Below are 15259 nucleotides of genomic sequence, written 5' to 3' on the forward strand. Positions count from 1 at the left end.
CTTTCCCTCAGTTCAGGCGCACGCGCGGATTGGCCAGGACATAGGCGATATCCGTGAGCAGGTTGGTGATGAGGAACATCACGCCGCCGACTATGGTGACGCCGATGATCGCCGGGAAATCAAGCGAACGCGCCGCTGTCACGGCGTAGCTGCCCATTCCCGGCCAGGCAAAGACCGCCTCCGTGAGCACCGCGCCCGTGATGAGATAGGCAAACGAGTAGCTGATCACCGTCAGCACCGGCACCAGGATGTTGCGGAAGGCATGGCGCAGCACCACGCGCATCTCGCCGGCTCCCTTGGCCCGTGCGGTGAGGATGAACTCGCGCTCCATCACCTCCAGCATGTTGGCGCGCACGAGGCGCGAGATCGTCCCCGCCACGGTCCAGCCGAGAACCACCGACGGCAGCACAAGATGGGCGAGCGCATCCTTGAAGGCGGCAAAATCCCCGGCGAGCAGGGTATCGATGGTCATGAAACCGGTGACGACGGGCGGCGGCGAAAGCCTGGGATCTATGCGGCCCGGCCCGGGCAGTATCTGATATTTGACCGACAGCAGGAAAAGCAGTGCAAGGCCCAGCCAGAAGATCGGGACGGAAGAACCGAACAGCGAGAATATGCGTGCGCCCTGGTCGACAGCGGTGTCGCGATAGTAGGCCGCGAGGAGGCCGAACACGATGCCTATGACGCTACCGATGATCATCGCGGCGATGACGAGCTCGAACGTTGCCGGCAGCCGCGCCACGAGATCGGCCGACACCGGACGGCGCGTGACGAAGGACGTTCCCATGTCGCCCTTCAGCAGATTGCCGACATAGATCAGGTAGCGCTCCGGCAAGGGACGATCGAGCCCCCAGCGCTGCCGCGCGGCAGCCACGATCTCCGGATTGTTCATCTGCTGTTCGCTGACGACGGCGGTAAGAGGATCGCCCTTGGTTATGGCCGTCAACAGGAACGCCATCGTGACGATGCCCAGCAGAATGAAAGGCATCGCGATGCTGCGTCGTAGGATATAGTTCAGCATCGGCCGTCTCTTGGCATCGCGATCCGCACCTGCCCCATCGAGTGAATGTGACGCGATATTGACAAGGCTGAAAACACCAGTCAATAGAAATGAAATTAAGTTCCAAATTTCATGCGCAGCTTGTTGGACGCGCCTGGCGCGCCTGACACAGTGGGCCCTCCGACGGTCCCATGGGCCGGCAGAGTCCTTTCGCGCTGTTGGGAGGCAGCATGAGAAAACGCAACAAGCCGATCGTCGCGCCCTCGGATGAAGAACTTGGTCAACACGCCTCAGCCCTGGTGCGCGGATTGCAGATATTGCGTGCCTTCACGCCCGCGGACGTCACGCTCGGCAACCAGGAACTGATCGAGCGGACAGGCCTGCCGAAGGCCACCATATCGCGCCTGACCTACACCCTGGTCGGGCTTGGCTACCTGATCTACGACCCTTTGCTCGGCCGATACAGCATCGGGCCAGCTACCGTTTCGCTCGGCTATTCAGGCTTGAGCAGCAGCGCCGTGATCTACATGGCCAAGCCGCTCATGCAGGCGCTCGCCTTCGAAACCGGCGTCGCGGTGGCCATGGGCATGCGGGACGGGCTGGAGATGGTCTATGTCGCCAACTGCAGGCCGGAAACGCCGGTCACGCTCAGGCTGAACGTCGGCTCGCGCCTGCCGATATGGCAGACCTCGATGGGACTGGCCTATCTGGCGGCCATGGAGGACACGCTGCGCGAACGGGTCATCCGACAGTTGATCGAGACCAACCCCGGCACGAAGGACAAGATCCAGCGCGCCATCGACGGCGGGCTTGAAAGCTACGCCGAGCATGGTTTCGTGTCATCGTTCGGCGACTGGTACAGCTACATAAACGCCGTGGGCGTGCCTTTCAGACCGACCGACGGTTCCCAACTGGTCGCCATCACGTGCGGCGGCATCAAGGACCTCGCGCCCGTCGAGGCCTGCCTCTCGGTTTATGTCCCCAAGCTCAAATCGCTGCTCGCGGAACTTCAGAGTCGGCTGATCGGCGCCGTGCCGCCGCCAATCCGCGAACCGGCCGTGGCGACGCGGGCCGGAAACGAAGGATAATTTCATGGCGACTGCCGTCATCTTTCCGAAAGTCAGCCTAGAGACGGACGCCGGCACGATTTCGCGCTGGCTGAAGGAAGATGGCGCGACGGTAAGCCAGGGCGAGGCCCTTTTCGAGATCGACAACGACAAGGCGGCGGTCGAGGTAGAGGCCCCGGCATCCGGAACTATCTCATATGTCCGCAATGCCGGCGAAGACGTCCAGGTTGGCGAGGTCGTCGCGCATATCCTGCAAAGCGGCGAGCAGCCCGAGGCCGCAGCCAAGCCGGTCGCCAAAGCGGCGCCGATGGCCGTTGCCGCCAACGGCAAGAGCCAGCCGGCGCAGCAAAGCTCTTCAGCGCGCATCATTGCGACGCCGCTGGCCAGACGCATCGCCGAGCAGCAGCAGATCGACCTGCGCAACGTTCGTGGCTCGGGACCGAAGGGACGCATTCAAAAGCGTGACGTCATCCATCTGCCTACGGCGGCCCCGAAACCGTCTCCGGTTGCCGGCGATTCGCCCCTCAATGCCGTTTGGTTGCAGAAGGACGGCCCCGGCACGCTCGTCGCCCTGCATGGCTTTGCGTCCGACCACAATGCCTGGCGCGGGCTGCTCGCCGCCGGGCGGCCAAGGGCGCGGATGCTGGCCGTCGATCTGCCTGGCCACGGACGATCGTCGAGGACCGTTCCGGCTGATCTCGACGCGATCTGCGCCATGGTCGAGCAACGCATGGCGGCCGAAGGCGTCGATGAGGCGACCTTCGTCGCCCACTCCTTCGGCGCCGCGGTGGCCGCAAAGCTCGCCAGCCGCGGGTTCGTCCGGGTCAACGCACTGCTGCTGATATCGCCGGCGGGGCTCGGCCCGGAAATCCGCGATCAGTTCATCAAGGGCTTCGTCGCGGCCAAGCAGCCTTCCAGCATCCTGCCCTGGCTGCATGAGCTGGTATTCGATCCCAGCCTGATCTCTGAAGCCTTCGTGCGCAGCGTGGTGGATCAGCGCAAGGACGACGAATTGTCCGGCGCGTTGGCCAGCCTGGCAGAGCGCTATTTCTGCGACGGCACGCAGACCTTCTCGATCCGGCCCGACCTCGAACGGCTGCGTATCCCGGTCCGCATCATCGCCGGCATGAAAGACAGGATCATTCCGTTTGCCCATTGCCATTCGCTTCCCGGCCGCGTCGGTCTCCATGCTTTCCAGCAATGCGGTCACATGCCGTATCTGGAGCAGCCGGAGCTCACGCTCTCGATCGTCAACGAGATGCTGGCCCTGGGTCGCTCCGACCGTTGAGCCGCCTCTTCGGGAAGACGGAGCTTGAGACGAAGTCCGGCTTACTGCGGACCGACAATTGTGAGACGACCCGATGGCCCTTGAAGCAGACCTCTTCGACCAGTTGCGCGAGACGGTGCGGCGCTTCGTGAGGGAGCGCCTGGTTCCGCGCGAAGCCGACATCGCCCGCACGGACAGCATGCCGGCCGAGATCAAGCAGGAAATGCGCGAGCTCGGGTTGTTCGGGCTGTCGATACCGCAGCAGTATGGCGGCCTCGGCCTCGACATGGAGGAAGAGGTCCGCATCACCTTCGAGCTTGGACGGACGTCTCCGGCGTTCCGGTCGGTGTTCGGCACCAACAACGGCATCGGCTCCCAGGGCCTTGTGATGGACGGCACGGACGTCCAGAAGTCGTCATACCTGCCGAGATTGGCGACGGGAGAACTGATCAGCTCCTTCGCGCTCACCGAGCCGGAGGCCGGCTCCGACGCCGGCTCGTTGCGCATGACGGCCCGCCGCGACGGGGACGAATATGTCCTCAACGGCACCAAACGCTTCATTACCAACGCGCCCTATGCGGATCTCTTCACTGTGTTCGCCCGCACTGACACCACTCAAAAACCCGGCGGCGCGGTTACCGCGTTCCTGGTCGAGCGAGGAGTACCCGGCCTGTCGTTCGGCAAGATCGACAAGAAGATGGGACAGGCCGGCTCGCATACCTGCGACGTGATTTTCGAGGATTGCCGCGTGCCGGCCACAGCCGTCCTGGGCGGCAAGGAGGGCCAGGGCTTCCGGACCGCGATGAAGGTTCTGGACAGGGGGCGTCTGCATATTTCGGCCTTCTGCGTCGGCATGGCCGAACGGCTCATCCAGGACAGCCTGACCTATGCCATGCAGCGCAAGCAGTTCGGACAGCCGATCGCCGAGTTCCAGCTGATACAAGCGATGCTGGCGGACAGCCGCGCCGAGGCTTATGCCGCCCGCTGCATGGTGCTCGAAACGGCGCGATCGAAGGATCGCGGCGAAAATGTCTCCACCGAGGCCGCCTGCTGCAAGATGTTTGCCAGCGAAATGGTCGGCCGCGTCGCCGACCGGGCGGTACAGATCCATGGCGGCGCCGGATACATGGAAGAATATGGCATCGAACGGGCCTACCGCGATGTCCGCCTGTTCCGCATCTACGAGGGGACGACCCAGATCCAGCAGATCCTGATCGCGAGGAACATGATGAAGGAAGCTGCCGCGGCCTAGCCGGCGCGGCCAAAGCCGCTGTGCTGGCTTCTACGAATGACGCCCTGTGCACCTAACCGATCGTTGATAATCGAATTTTTTTCACTATCATCGACTCATAATTTCCCCAATCAAGCGACGAGCCCGCCGTGAAAGCGCATTCCGAAATCAACGCGACCGACCTCGCCTACCATCTGCATTCCCAGACCAATCCGCAGGCCCTGTCGCGCGAGGGCGCCTATATCGTCGTCAAGGGCGACGGCGCGCATGTCATCGACGAAAACGGCAAACGCTATATCGACGCCATGGCGGGACTCTGGTGCGCGTCGCTGGGTTTCAACAACGAGCGCCTCGGGCGTGCGGCCGCGAAACAATATGAAGAGCTCGGCTACTACCACAGCTTCTACGGGCGCACGAACCCGCAGGCGGCAACGCTGAGCAAGAAGCTGGTTGACTTGACCGGCATGCCGGGCGGCAAGGCCTTCTTCGTGACCTCTGGTTCCGAAGCCAACGAAACCATGGTGAAGCTGGCCTGGCTCTACCATGCCTCGCGCGGCAAGCCGACCAAGCGCAAGGTCATTGCTCGCGACCGTGCCTTCCACGGATCGACCATCGTGGCGGGATCCATGTGCGGGCTGGAGATGATGCACCGGGAGTTCGGACTTCCGCTGCCTGGCTTCATCCACACGCTTTGCCCCAACACCTATCGAGTCAAGCTGCCCGGCGAAAGCGAGGCCGATTTCGTCGCCCGTCTGGCAGCCGAGCTCGAGCGCATGATCCTGCGGGAGGGTCCGGACACGATCGCCGCCTTCATCGCCGAGCCAATCATTGCCGGCGGCGGCATCATCCTGCCGCCCAACGGTTATTTCGAGGCCGTCCAGAAGATCCTGGCGAAATACGATATCCTGTGCCTCGACGACGAGGTGGTCTGCGGTTTCGGCCGCACCGGCAACTGGTTCGGGCGCGAGACGGTCGGAATGGCGCCCGACATGATGTCGCTCGCCAAGGGCATCACCTCTTCCTACTTCCCGCTCGCGGCCGTGATCGTGTCGCCGAAGATCCTCGAGGCGGTCGAGCGCTACAATGAAGGCGGCACCTCGTTCGGCCACGGCTTCACCAATGCGGCTCATCCCGTTGGCGCGGCCGTCGCGGCGGAGACAATCGCGATCTACGAAGAACTCGATATCGTCGCCCATGTCCGCAAGATGGGCGCGCTCCTCCACCAGACGCTCGTCGATGTGACGAAGGACTCACCCATCGTCGGAAACCTTCGCGGCGTCGGGCTCATGTATGGGGTCGAGCTCGTCGAAGACCCGGCAACCGGCTCGCCTTTCGCGCCGGCGCGCCAGGTTGGCGCCCGCCTTGCCGCCAGCGCCTATGAGCATGGCCTGGTGGTTCGTGCGATGCGCGACACGGTCGGCTTCTGCCCGCCTTTGATCATCGACGAGCGTGACGTGGAGGAGATCGGCTCCAAGATGGAGAAAGCACTGCGGGAAACCGAGAAGGCCATTCAGGCAAAGTCGATCTGAGAAAACGGGAGCGAGGCGCGCCGACAGCTCTCGCACTCCGGTCGTCACAGCGACGGCCGGCAAACAACGAAAAACGCAGGCGCAGCCGATGCCAGCCCGGCAATCTCCCTTCACCAACGTCTATGTCTGCGCCTTCGCGGCCTATGCGTGCTTCTCGACGTCGGACGCTTTCACCAAGGCCCTGCATGGGCCTTTGAGCGTTTTCGAGATCGGCTTCTTCGAGAACGCCTTCGCTTCGGTAGTCCTCCTGGCCACACGCCATGAGAACGAGCGCTGGGTCGAGTTCTGGAAAATGAGCCGTCCGTGGCCCATCCACTTGCGCGCCATATGCGGCGTGCTGTCCAGCCTTTGCGCGATCTATGCCTTCACGACGATTCCGCTCGTCGACGCGTACTCGCTCATCTTCCTCGCCCCATTCTTCGTGACCGTCATGTCCGTCCTGATCCTGAAGGAACAGGTCGGGCTATGGCGCTGGTTCGCCGTGCTGCTCGGATTTGTGGGCGTCCTGCTGGCGGTCAAGCCCGGCTTCCAGGCGTTTCAGCTCGGACATTTCGGCGCGATGGTGGCCGGGCTTTCCACCGGCACGTCGATCATCATCATGCGAGGCCTCGGCTCCGCCGCCAAGAAGACAAGCATCCTGGGAACGTTGTTCCTCTACCTCGTCTCGGTCAACGGCATCGGCATGGTGCTTCACGGTTTCACGGCCCCTGCCTTGAACGATCTGGTGCTGATGGCGCTGTCGGGCCTGTGCGTGGGTCTCGGCCAGTGGGCGTTCGTGAGTGCGGCGCGCCACGGCAACGCGACACAGATCGCGCCGGTCGCCTATTCGCAGCTTGGCTGGGCGATGCTGTTCGGTATCATCGTCTTCCACGAATATCCCGATCTGCTGGCGGTGATCGGAGTGGGGATCATCGCCAGCGCGGGCCTGCTGACGGTCCTGCGCGAGCGCATACGCCGGATCAAGCCCGCAAACCCGCCCGGCATACGCTGAGGAAGGCTGGTCGATAGCGGCCTTCGCTCACGTCCTCATCTTGTCCAGCGCCGCGGAAAAGACATCCTCGGCGCCGATCTTTCCGGGCTTGAGGAACAGCGAAATACGCCTGTCGTCATGCGAGATGCAGGAGCCGGCGCCGAGCTCGTCGAAGGGGAGCACATGCATGCTTTGAATGCCCAGCGCCTGGACGATCGCACCGGAGGATTCGCCTCCCGACACGACGAATTTGCGAACACCCTTGTCAGCCAGTCCCCTGGCGATGCCGGCCAGGATCGCTTCGGCCTTGCGAGCCGCTCCCATCACGCCGAACATCGACTGCGCCCGCGTGACGGCATCCGGATCGCCGGCGACGGAAAATCCGATCGCTCGTCCGGCATCGAGCTGCGTCTGCGCCCACTTCAAGGATCTCTCCGTCAGGACATCGCGCTCGTCCTCCCGGATGTTGATGTCGAGAACCGGGTTTGAAAGCGCGAAGTGATCGCGCTGTCGCAGCGTGACCTCGCTGCAGCTTCCCACCAGAACCGCCTCCCCGCCCTGCCCGCGGACCGGCCTCGGCCGGTCTTGCGGAGCGCGCCGGACGCCTTCCTTTTCCCACTGCAAAGCCAGTTCGATCGCCAAGGCATCGGCGCCGCTGGTGACGCGGTCGCGCCGGAAGATCGTCGCCCCAACCGCCACATCGTCATTGTCGACGCAGTCCATGAGGAAGTAGCGCACGCCCTTGTCCTGTTGGTCCCGCACATAGTCATGCGCGAAGGTCGAGCCGCGATGCAGGACACGATGCGGCAGCAGCCCGACTTTCTCGGCGGTCTGGCGCTGCAGCACCCTCGGCATATCCGGGTCGTTCATCGGCGTGATCGGATCGAAGCGCTTGATCGATTCCGAGATCAGGCGATCCTTGTAGAACATGTAGCCTTCATGCACGTAGGTGCGAAGGTCGGGATAGCCGGGGCCGAAGATCAGGCGCGGCTGGTCGTACTTCTTGACCAGGAAGTCGGCGCAGGGACCGATATTGCCTTCGTCGGTGGAATCGAATGTGGAGCAATATTTGTAGAAAATATACTCGGTGCCGATGGCGTCGAGAGCCGTCGTCAACGAATCCAGCATGGCTACCGCCTCGGCCGGCGGCATGAAGCGCAGGCGCGTGGCGATCACCACGACATCCTGGTTGCCGACCGACGGCAGGATATCCGGGTCGCAGACATAGAGGGCGGGAATGCCGATCTTTTCGAGGTTGCTGGCAACGAACAGACCGCCGGTGAAATCGTCGGCAATGACGGCTAACCTGACACTCATGCGACCGCTAGCTCCTCCCGAGCCACGTCATTGACTTGCCTCACCCGCGGCCGAATTGCTCCGGCTCTGCGCCGAGTTCCGCGATGCCGTCACTCGACCTGCAGGTGGCTGACGAATTTGGTGTTGAGATAAGGCTCCAGCGCGTCGGCGCCGCCTTCGGTGCCGTAGCCTGAATCGTTGATCCCGCCGAAAGGAACCTCCGGCAGGGCCAGGCCGAGATGGTTGATCGAAAGCATGCCCGAGCGAACGCGGCCGCTCATCCTGGCGGCGCTGTCGGCCGAACGCGTGAAGGCATAGGCTGCCAAGCCGTAGTTGAGCCGATTGGCTTCCTCGATCGCCTCGTCCAAACCATCGACCGGCACCATCAAGGCGACAGGTCCGAACGGCTCCTCGTTCATGATCCGGGCGGTTTTCGGAACCCGCGAAAGAACGGTCGGCTCGAAGAAATAGCCGGCATTGCCCATGCGCTTGCCGCCGGTCATCACCTCAGCGCCGGCCTGCACAGCCTCCTGCACGAGAGCACCCACCGCCTCGACGCGCCGCTCGCTGACCAGCGGGCCCATCGTCGTGCCTTCGGCGAGTCCGTCGCCGACATTGATCGCCTTGGTCGTCGTCGTGAAGACCTCGACGAACTCGTCGTAGACGCTCTGGTCGACAAGAAAGCGCGTCGGCGATACGCAAACCTGGCCGGCATTGCGGAACTTGGACCCCGCCATGACCTTGGCGGCACGCTGGACATCGGCGTCCGGAAGGACGATCACCGGCGAATGGCCGCCGAGCTCCATCGTCGATCGCTTCATATGCTGCCCCGCGAGCGACGCCAACTGCTTGCCGACGGCGGTCGAGCCGGTGAACGAGATCTTCTTAATGACCGGATGCGGAATGAGATAAGAGGAAATCTCGGCCGGGACGCCATAGACGAGGTTGACGACGCCAGACGGCACGCCGGCATCGACGAATGCCCTGACGAGCTCCGCCGGGGAAGCCGGCGTTTCCTCCGGCCCCTTGACGATGATGGAGCATCCGGTGGCAAGCGCTGCCGACAGCTTTCTGACGACCTGGTTGAGCGGAAAATTCCAAGGCGTGAAGGCCGCCACTGGACCGACCGGTTCCTTGACCTCGATCTGGCTGACGCCCCCGGCGCGGGACGGAATGACACGGCCGTAGGTGCGGCGCCCCTCCTCGGCGAACCAGTCGATCAGGTCGGCGGCGGCGAGCGTTTCCATCCTCGCCTCGGCCAGCGGCTTGCCCTGCTCCGCCGTCATGATCCGGGCAATCGTTTCGGCGCGCTCGCGCACGATCACGGCAGCCGCGCGCATCAGCTTGTAGCGCTCGAAGGCCGACGTCCTGCTCCAGAGCTGGAAGCCCTTTTCCGCCGCGGCAAGCGCTTCGTCCAGATCCGCGATCCCGGCGTGGGCGAGCTTGCCCAGCACCGTCTCGTTGGCGGGATTGATGATCGGCAAGGTCTTGCCCGACGCGGCCCGCTTCCACTCGCCGTCGATATGCAGCAGCACATGTTCGGGATACGACATTCCATCAATCTCCTTGCATCCGTCCTTGCGCACTTGCAGATCACTCCTGCCCGTCACGGTCAGCTGGGTCTGCCCGTTCCGCGCGCGATCGGAGGCGCCTTCTTTAGACGATATTCAACGCTGGCCCCTGATAGAATATCTCGCCCTGGTTCGCTACGGTGCCGAGCGGTTTTAGTCGATTTTTTTCGCACTTTGAACGCCGCCGAAAGGCTACGGACAGCGCACGCGAACATTACGATCCGTCACCTCACCCGGCATTGCCGTCGCATGTGTCAGCCTTGACCGCCACCTGGCCGCCCATCACCCTCGAGACGCAGGGCATCATGGCGCTTCCTTCAGCCCGCTCCGTTGCATCCAGAACGTGGTCGTTGTGGACGATCCTGCCGGTGCAGCCCTGCACCTTCAGCCGGCATTTGCCGCAAGCTCCGACGCGGCACATGGAATCGATCTCGACGCCTGCATCCTCCAGCGCTTCGAGCATCGACTGGTCGGAGGAAACCTCGATGACGCGCCCTTCCTTCCCGGGCAGCAGCACCGAAAACGGTACGCCCCCCGCCGTCGCCTTGAACCGTTCCGAGTGAAAACATGACGACGGCCAGCCCACCGCGCCGGCTGCCTCGACCGCAGCGCCCATCATCCTCGGCGATCCGCAGACATAGACATGGGTGCCGGTCTGTTGGTCGCGGAGCAACGCGGAGATATCGAGGCGCGTGCCTGCCCCGCTGTCATGTACATGCACGTTCGGGCCACAGCGGGCGTGGAGCATGGCAACGAAGGGGGCATCTTCCGCCGAGCGGACCGAATAATGCAGTTCGAAGGCCGCGCCCATGCGGCCCAGCTCACGCGCCATGCTCAGAAACGGCGTGATCCCGATGCCACCGGCAATCAGCAGATGGCGCCTTGCCAGCCGATCCACGGGGAAGAAATTCAACGGCCGGCGGACCGTCAATTCGTCCCCGGCGCGAAGGCTTTCGTGAAGGAACCGCGACCCGCCTCGCCCTTCAGGCTGATGCAGCACCGAGATCGCGTAGTGGTGGCGATCATCGGGATCGCTGGTCAGCGAATAGGCGTTGCGGCGGACGCGTCCACCGATATCGACCATTAGGACAAGATGGGACCCGGGTGAAAAGGTCGGTAGATCGAGCCCGTGCGGATGCTCGAGGAAGAAGCTTTTCACATTCTGGGAGACGGCCTCGACACGGGCCAGCTTCAGCCTCAGGAATCCCTTGTCGGCGATATCCATCAGAGAGCCTCCTGCCGCAGGGCGGACATGTTGGGATCCGAGGGATGGAGAACGACGGCCTGATAGGCGCCGATACGCCGCGAGTAGTGGTCCCGAACGACCAGCATCACCTTGCAGCGGGGGCAGTCGAAGGCGCGGTGGGCAATGTCGTCGTACACCGTCTTGCAATGCACGCATTGAGCGCGGCGAGCGCCGGCGCCAGCCAGTTCGGCAAGCATGATGTCGTCGCCAAGACCCCGGTCCCGCGCCAGCCGGCGCACCAGCGAGAGGAAGGCTTCGGAACCGGCGACATAGAGCCGGCTCGCCGCCGCAAGCGCGTCCATGCAAGCCGAGAGCGTGGCGGAAAAGCCCGCTTCGTCGGGATGCCGTTCAAGCGCTGTTTCCGGCGCGTTCGACAAGGACCCGATCCGGTTCCCGCGCCCCAGAATGTGGATGTGCATGGATCCGGCGCCGGTCGGACATGGCGTTGCCAGAAGGCGCTCGATGGCGATGAGGCCGGCTTCGTCCGACACCAGGACGTGCTGCTGCGCGGCCCGCCAGGCCAGCCTGCCATAGACGGGTTTCGACGAACTCTCGATGCCGATGGTCAAGGGCGCGGCTCCAGCCGGTCGGTATCGGGGCCGGCGCCGGGCGAAAGCGGGCGCCCGTCATCGAACCGCGCGAGCCAGTCGACGCATTCGCGCCGGAAGTGGATGTTGGAAAACCGCGCAAGCCCGGGATCGAGATCGCGCAGCACACGGTGCAGGCGCGCCGCCCACTTCGGCACCCGCGCCACGTCGCGCAACGACAGCAGATAGTTGCGCAGGACAAAGATGATCGCATTGCTGCGCGGCAAGCGATAAAGCTGCTGGAATTCGCTGCGCACGAAGACGTCGTCGGGCACCGTCTCCGCCGTGACGCCGTCGATGTCGTGCTGCCAGACGATCTTGTTCTCCAACGACTTGTCGAGACGCGGCCGCACGGCGTGCACCCACGTAACCCGCCTTTGCGGTGCCTCGGCCGACAGCATCATCGTCATCCGCAGCGCCTGGTCGATGACCCGGCTCTCGGCCGCCGCTCCCACCAGCGTTCCATGCCAGTCATGCCAGTTCATTCCCAGGATGAAATCGAACGACCACCCGTATGAGGCGGTCACCATGCCGCCGTCCAGCCAGAGCGTGCCCTGGCGCTGATCCATGAGCACGAAGTCGCCCTGGGCCTGGCGGGTGATGTATTCGAACGCCTCGCAGGGAAGCGTCTCGGCGCGGCCAAGGACGAAATCCCGCCGCTCCTCCAGCAGGCGGTTCTCCCATCGGCAGTCACGGCCCTCGCGCCGATAGGAGAAATGCGCCGGGAAGTCCCGCGCCAGCGCGCGCATGATGTAGTCCGCAGCTTCCCATTGCGCCTCTTCCATGTGCGGCATCACGTGATAGCGCGAGCGGTCGTAGTCGAGGACGAATGCCCGTTCGGCGACCTCGTTCAGGTAATGCTCATCGACATCGAAGAGCGATCTGTAGGCCGCGGTCGGCCCGTTTCGATCTTGCGGCTCGACGCCCACCCCCTTCATCTCGAAGCGGTCGGTGTCCAACGGAAAGGGAAAGCGCAGAATGCCGGCGTCCGAGTTCCGGAACGTCATGTCGCCGCGAAAAACGTTGGGCGCAAGGTCGCCGCTTCGTGGCGTGATGGACAAATTCAAATTCTCCCCGCATGGCCTCGATCGGCGCAGGTTCTTCCCGGCGGAAGGGTGAGTCCCGGGCACGGCATACCGCCGCTCCGGAATGCCCCATCTTGGCATCGGGGAGGTCCGCCAGGTCAATCGTCCGAAAGGATGATCTTCCCCAAGCACGCGATCGCGGCGGAAGATGTTGATTTGACCTTCGATCGAACGCAATCTCGCGGCTTGGAAACCGGTTGCAGTCGAGGCGCAGGATGAGCGCGACCCAATTTGTCTTGGACGGCGAGGAGGCCAGGCCGATCGTCGAACTGCTTCAGTTCGCCATGGAGGCGACGCACATACCGTCGTCGATCTTCTACTGGATCGACGAAGGTATGCGCATGCAGATAGCGGCCTGCGAAGCAGTCGACCTCGATCGGCTCAACATCTACCAATCCACCTTCTACGCGCATGACCCGTGCAGTCCCGTGCGGATGATCAGCCGGCAGGCGCGCACCCAGACCTTGCAGCGCGCATGCGCCGAAAGCCAGGCTCTCGACTTGTACCGACCGTATATGGCGCTCAGCGGGATCAAGGACGCCTTGGAGATGGTCTTCTGGCATGAAGGCCGCGCTGTTGCCGGGCTGGGACTTGTGGCCAGGGATGACCACGATTGCGTCTCGCCGGAAGCCTGGAAGCTGGCCCAGAGCATGCAGCGCTATGTCGAGGCCAGTCTCGCGCTGCACCCAAGAGTGACACGCGATCGGGCCAGAAGAAGGCTCGCAAGGGAATTCCTGTTGTCGAAGCGGGAACTCGAGATCGCCGACCTGGTCGGCAAGGGCCTGACCAACCACGAGATCGGTGAAGAGCTGGCGATTTCCCTGCCCACGGTGAAGACCCATCTCCAGAGCCTGTTCGCAAAGCTCGATGTCGGGAACCGCACATCGCTCGTCGCCGAGATGCGCAAAGCCGAAATGGCGAGATAACCACTGCGAGCCGCAGGCATCGGCCCGTCAAGATTGTCTCACCCCCAACGGAAGCGTCGACCTGTTGCCGGTGGTCAAGGCTGTAGGGGCCCCCTCAAGGCCACTTGCAACGTTTGGCTATTTCGCAATATGATATATCAAAATCAGCTTCCGGATCGACGACATGATAGTTTCGGCAGTGGCGAAGGCCGCCCACCCGCCTCTCAGCCCACTCGACAAAGGCGTCCCGGGAACGATCTCGAACGTCGCGATTGAAACGGTCGCGGATCAGCGGTGGAGCCTGTTGCGGGAAGACATTCCGCTCCCGGCAGCCGTCATCAAACAGGATGCGCTGCGCCATAACCGCGAATGGATGAAATCCTTTCTCGGAGACAGCGGTGTGGCCCTTGCCCCTCACGGCAAGACGACAATGTGCCCGGCGCTTTTCGACATGCAGCTCGATGACGGCGCCTGGGCCATCACCGTCGCTACGGCGCATCAGCTCCAGGTCGCGCGCGCCTTCGGATATTCGCGGATCTTCTTCGCCAACCAGTTGATCGGCAAAAGCGCGATCGACTACGTCACGCGCGAACTGGCGAATGATCCGGCCTTCGAGTTCTTCTGTCTGGTGGACGATCTGTCGAATGTCGAAGCCCTGGCTTCGGCCGCCAGGGCAGCGGAGCTTGGCCGTCCCATGAAAGTCCTGGTCGAACTCGGCTATGTCGGCGGACGGACCGGATGCCGCACGGTCGAGCAGGCGATCATCGTTGCGCGGGCGGTGCATGCGTCAGGCACTTTGGCGCTCGCCGGCATCGAAGGCTTCGAAGGTCTCATTCGAGGGCCGTCGAACGCTGAAACGCTGGCGCAGGTAGAAAGCCTGCTTGGCTCGATGGTCGAGCTTGCCGAAAGATGCGCTTCGCAGCAGTTGTTCGCCGAAGGCACGGTGCTGCTCTCGGCGGGAGGATCGTCCTTCTTCGACGTTGTCGCCACGCGGCTGTCGGCGGCCAGGCTCGGACGCGAGACGCGGATCCTGCTGCGCTCGGGCTGCTACATCACGCACGATTCAGTGCTCTACGTTCGCGCCATGGACGCGATGCGCGAGCGCAACAGCACGCTCGCCGACTCGCATGGCGGCCTGGAACCCGCGCTCGAGGTGTGGGCCTACGTGCAGTCGCGGCCCGAAGTCGAGAAAGCAATCATCGGCTTCGGCAAGCGGGATATCTCCTATGACGACCTGCCGGTGGCGCTGAGCTGGTACCGGCCGGATGGCGGCATGACGGTGCCTCAGCCGGTGCCGGCGGGGCATGTCGTGACCAGGCTGAACGATCAGCACTGTCATCTTTCGCTGCCGGCCAGTTCGCCGCTGCGCGTCGGCGACCTGATCGGCTTCGGCATCTCGCACCCATGCCTGACCTTCGACAAATGGCGGGTCATCCACCTCGTCGATCCGTCCTACCGGGTGACCGGATCGATCCGGACCTATTTCTGAAAACGCCGGCGTTGGA

General features: G+C 63.5%; 13 protein-coding genes. 7 read left to right on the forward strand and 6 right to left on the reverse strand.

The window, feature by feature from the left end; translation table 11 throughout:
* Positions 1 to 7 precede the first annotated feature (7 nt).
* Positions 8 to 1021 (reverse strand): ABC transporter permease, encoded by a 1014-nt coding sequence (locus FJW10_RS10060; RefSeq protein ID WP_140784216.1) that lies wholly within the window; start codon positions 1019 to 1021, stop codon positions 8 to 10.
* A 209-nt stretch (positions 1022 to 1230) separates the two neighbouring features.
* Here FJW10_RS10060 and FJW10_RS10065 point away from each other — a divergent pair, with 209 nt between their 5' ends.
* The 5 genes from FJW10_RS10065 to FJW10_RS10085 all read left to right on the forward strand — a co-directional run bounded on the left by FJW10_RS10065 (position 1231) and on the right by FJW10_RS10085 (position 7085).
* Positions 1231 to 2088: an IclR family transcriptional regulator gene (locus FJW10_RS10065; RefSeq protein WP_140899972.1), complete on the forward strand. Its 858-nt coding sequence runs from the start codon at positions 1231 to 1233 to the stop codon at positions 2086 to 2088.
* A 4-nt stretch (positions 2089 to 2092) separates the two neighbouring features.
* A complete protein-coding gene (locus FJW10_RS10070) occupies positions 2093 to 3355 on the forward strand; it encodes an acetoin dehydrogenase dihydrolipoyllysine-residue acetyltransferase subunit (RefSeq protein ID WP_140899973.1) in 1263 nt (420 codons plus the stop codon).
* Positions 3356 to 3428: 73 nt separating this feature from the next.
* Entirely contained in the window at positions 3429 to 4586 is a 1158-nt protein-coding gene (locus FJW10_RS10075; protein WP_140828194.1) for an acyl-CoA dehydrogenase family protein, read from the forward strand.
* Between the two features lie 128 nt (positions 4587 to 4714).
* Positions 4715 to 6094: an aminotransferase gene (locus FJW10_RS10080; protein ID WP_140899974.1), complete on the forward strand. Its 1380-nt coding sequence runs from the start codon at positions 4715 to 4717 to the stop codon at positions 6092 to 6094.
* An 88-nt stretch (positions 6095 to 6182) separates the two neighbouring features.
* Positions 6183 to 7085, forward strand: coding sequence for a DMT family transporter (locus FJW10_RS10085; RefSeq protein ID WP_140899975.1), 903 nt, complete (start codon positions 6183 to 6185; stop codon positions 7083 to 7085).
* 27 nt (positions 7086 to 7112) lie between these two features.
* On the opposite strand, the gene FJW10_RS10090 is transcribed toward FJW10_RS10085, so the two are convergent.
* From FJW10_RS10090 to FJW10_RS10105, 5 genes are all read right to left on the reverse strand, one after another.
* Positions 7113 to 8381 carry a four-carbon acid sugar kinase family protein gene (locus FJW10_RS10090; protein ID WP_140899976.1) on the reverse strand — a complete coding sequence of 423 codons (1269 nt, stop codon included), beginning with the start codon at positions 8379 to 8381 and terminating at the stop codon, positions 7113 to 7115.
* Between the two features lie 89 nt (positions 8382 to 8470).
* Positions 8471 to 9913 (reverse strand): NAD-dependent succinate-semialdehyde dehydrogenase, encoded by a 1443-nt coding sequence (locus FJW10_RS10095; RefSeq protein ID WP_140899977.1) that lies wholly within the window; start codon positions 9911 to 9913, stop codon positions 8471 to 8473.
* 247 nt (positions 9914 to 10160) lie between these two features.
* The gene (locus FJW10_RS10100) at positions 10161 to 11156 is read right to left on the reverse strand and encodes a PDR/VanB family oxidoreductase (RefSeq protein WP_181177481.1); all 996 of its coding nucleotides are present in this window, start codon (positions 11154 to 11156) and stop codon (positions 10161 to 10163) included.
* On the reverse strand, positions 11156 to 11746 hold the full coding sequence (locus FJW10_RS30375) for a dimethylamine monooxygenase subunit DmmA family protein (RefSeq protein ID WP_181177482.1): 591 nt from the start codon (positions 11744 to 11746) through the stop codon (positions 11156 to 11158). Before FJW10_RS30375 ends, FJW10_RS10100 begins: the two co-directional genes overlap by 1 nt.
* Positions 11743 to 12702 (reverse strand): DUF3445 domain-containing protein, encoded by a 960-nt coding sequence (locus tag FJW10_RS10105; RefSeq protein WP_246674196.1) that lies wholly within the window; start codon positions 12700 to 12702, stop codon positions 11743 to 11745. The genes FJW10_RS30375 and FJW10_RS10105 overlap by 4 nt, the downstream gene beginning before the upstream one ends.
* A 362-nt stretch (positions 12703 to 13064) precedes the next feature.
* Between FJW10_RS10105 and FJW10_RS10110 the strand changes: the two genes are divergently transcribed.
* The gene (locus tag FJW10_RS10110; RefSeq protein WP_140899980.1) at positions 13065 to 13775 is read left to right on the forward strand and encodes a LuxR C-terminal-related transcriptional regulator; all 711 of its coding nucleotides are present in this window, start codon (positions 13065 to 13067) and stop codon (positions 13773 to 13775) included.
* A gap of 163 nt (positions 13776 to 13938) precedes the next feature.
* Positions 13939 to 15243, forward strand: a complete 1305-nt coding sequence (locus FJW10_RS10115; RefSeq protein WP_140899981.1) for an amino acid deaminase — start codon at positions 13939 to 13941, stop codon at positions 15241 to 15243.
* Positions 15244 to 15259 lie beyond the last annotated feature (16 nt).

The organism is Mesorhizobium sp. B4-1-1, from assembly GCF_006439375.1.
GTDB lineage: Bacteria > Pseudomonadota > Alphaproteobacteria > Rhizobiales > Rhizobiaceae > Mesorhizobium.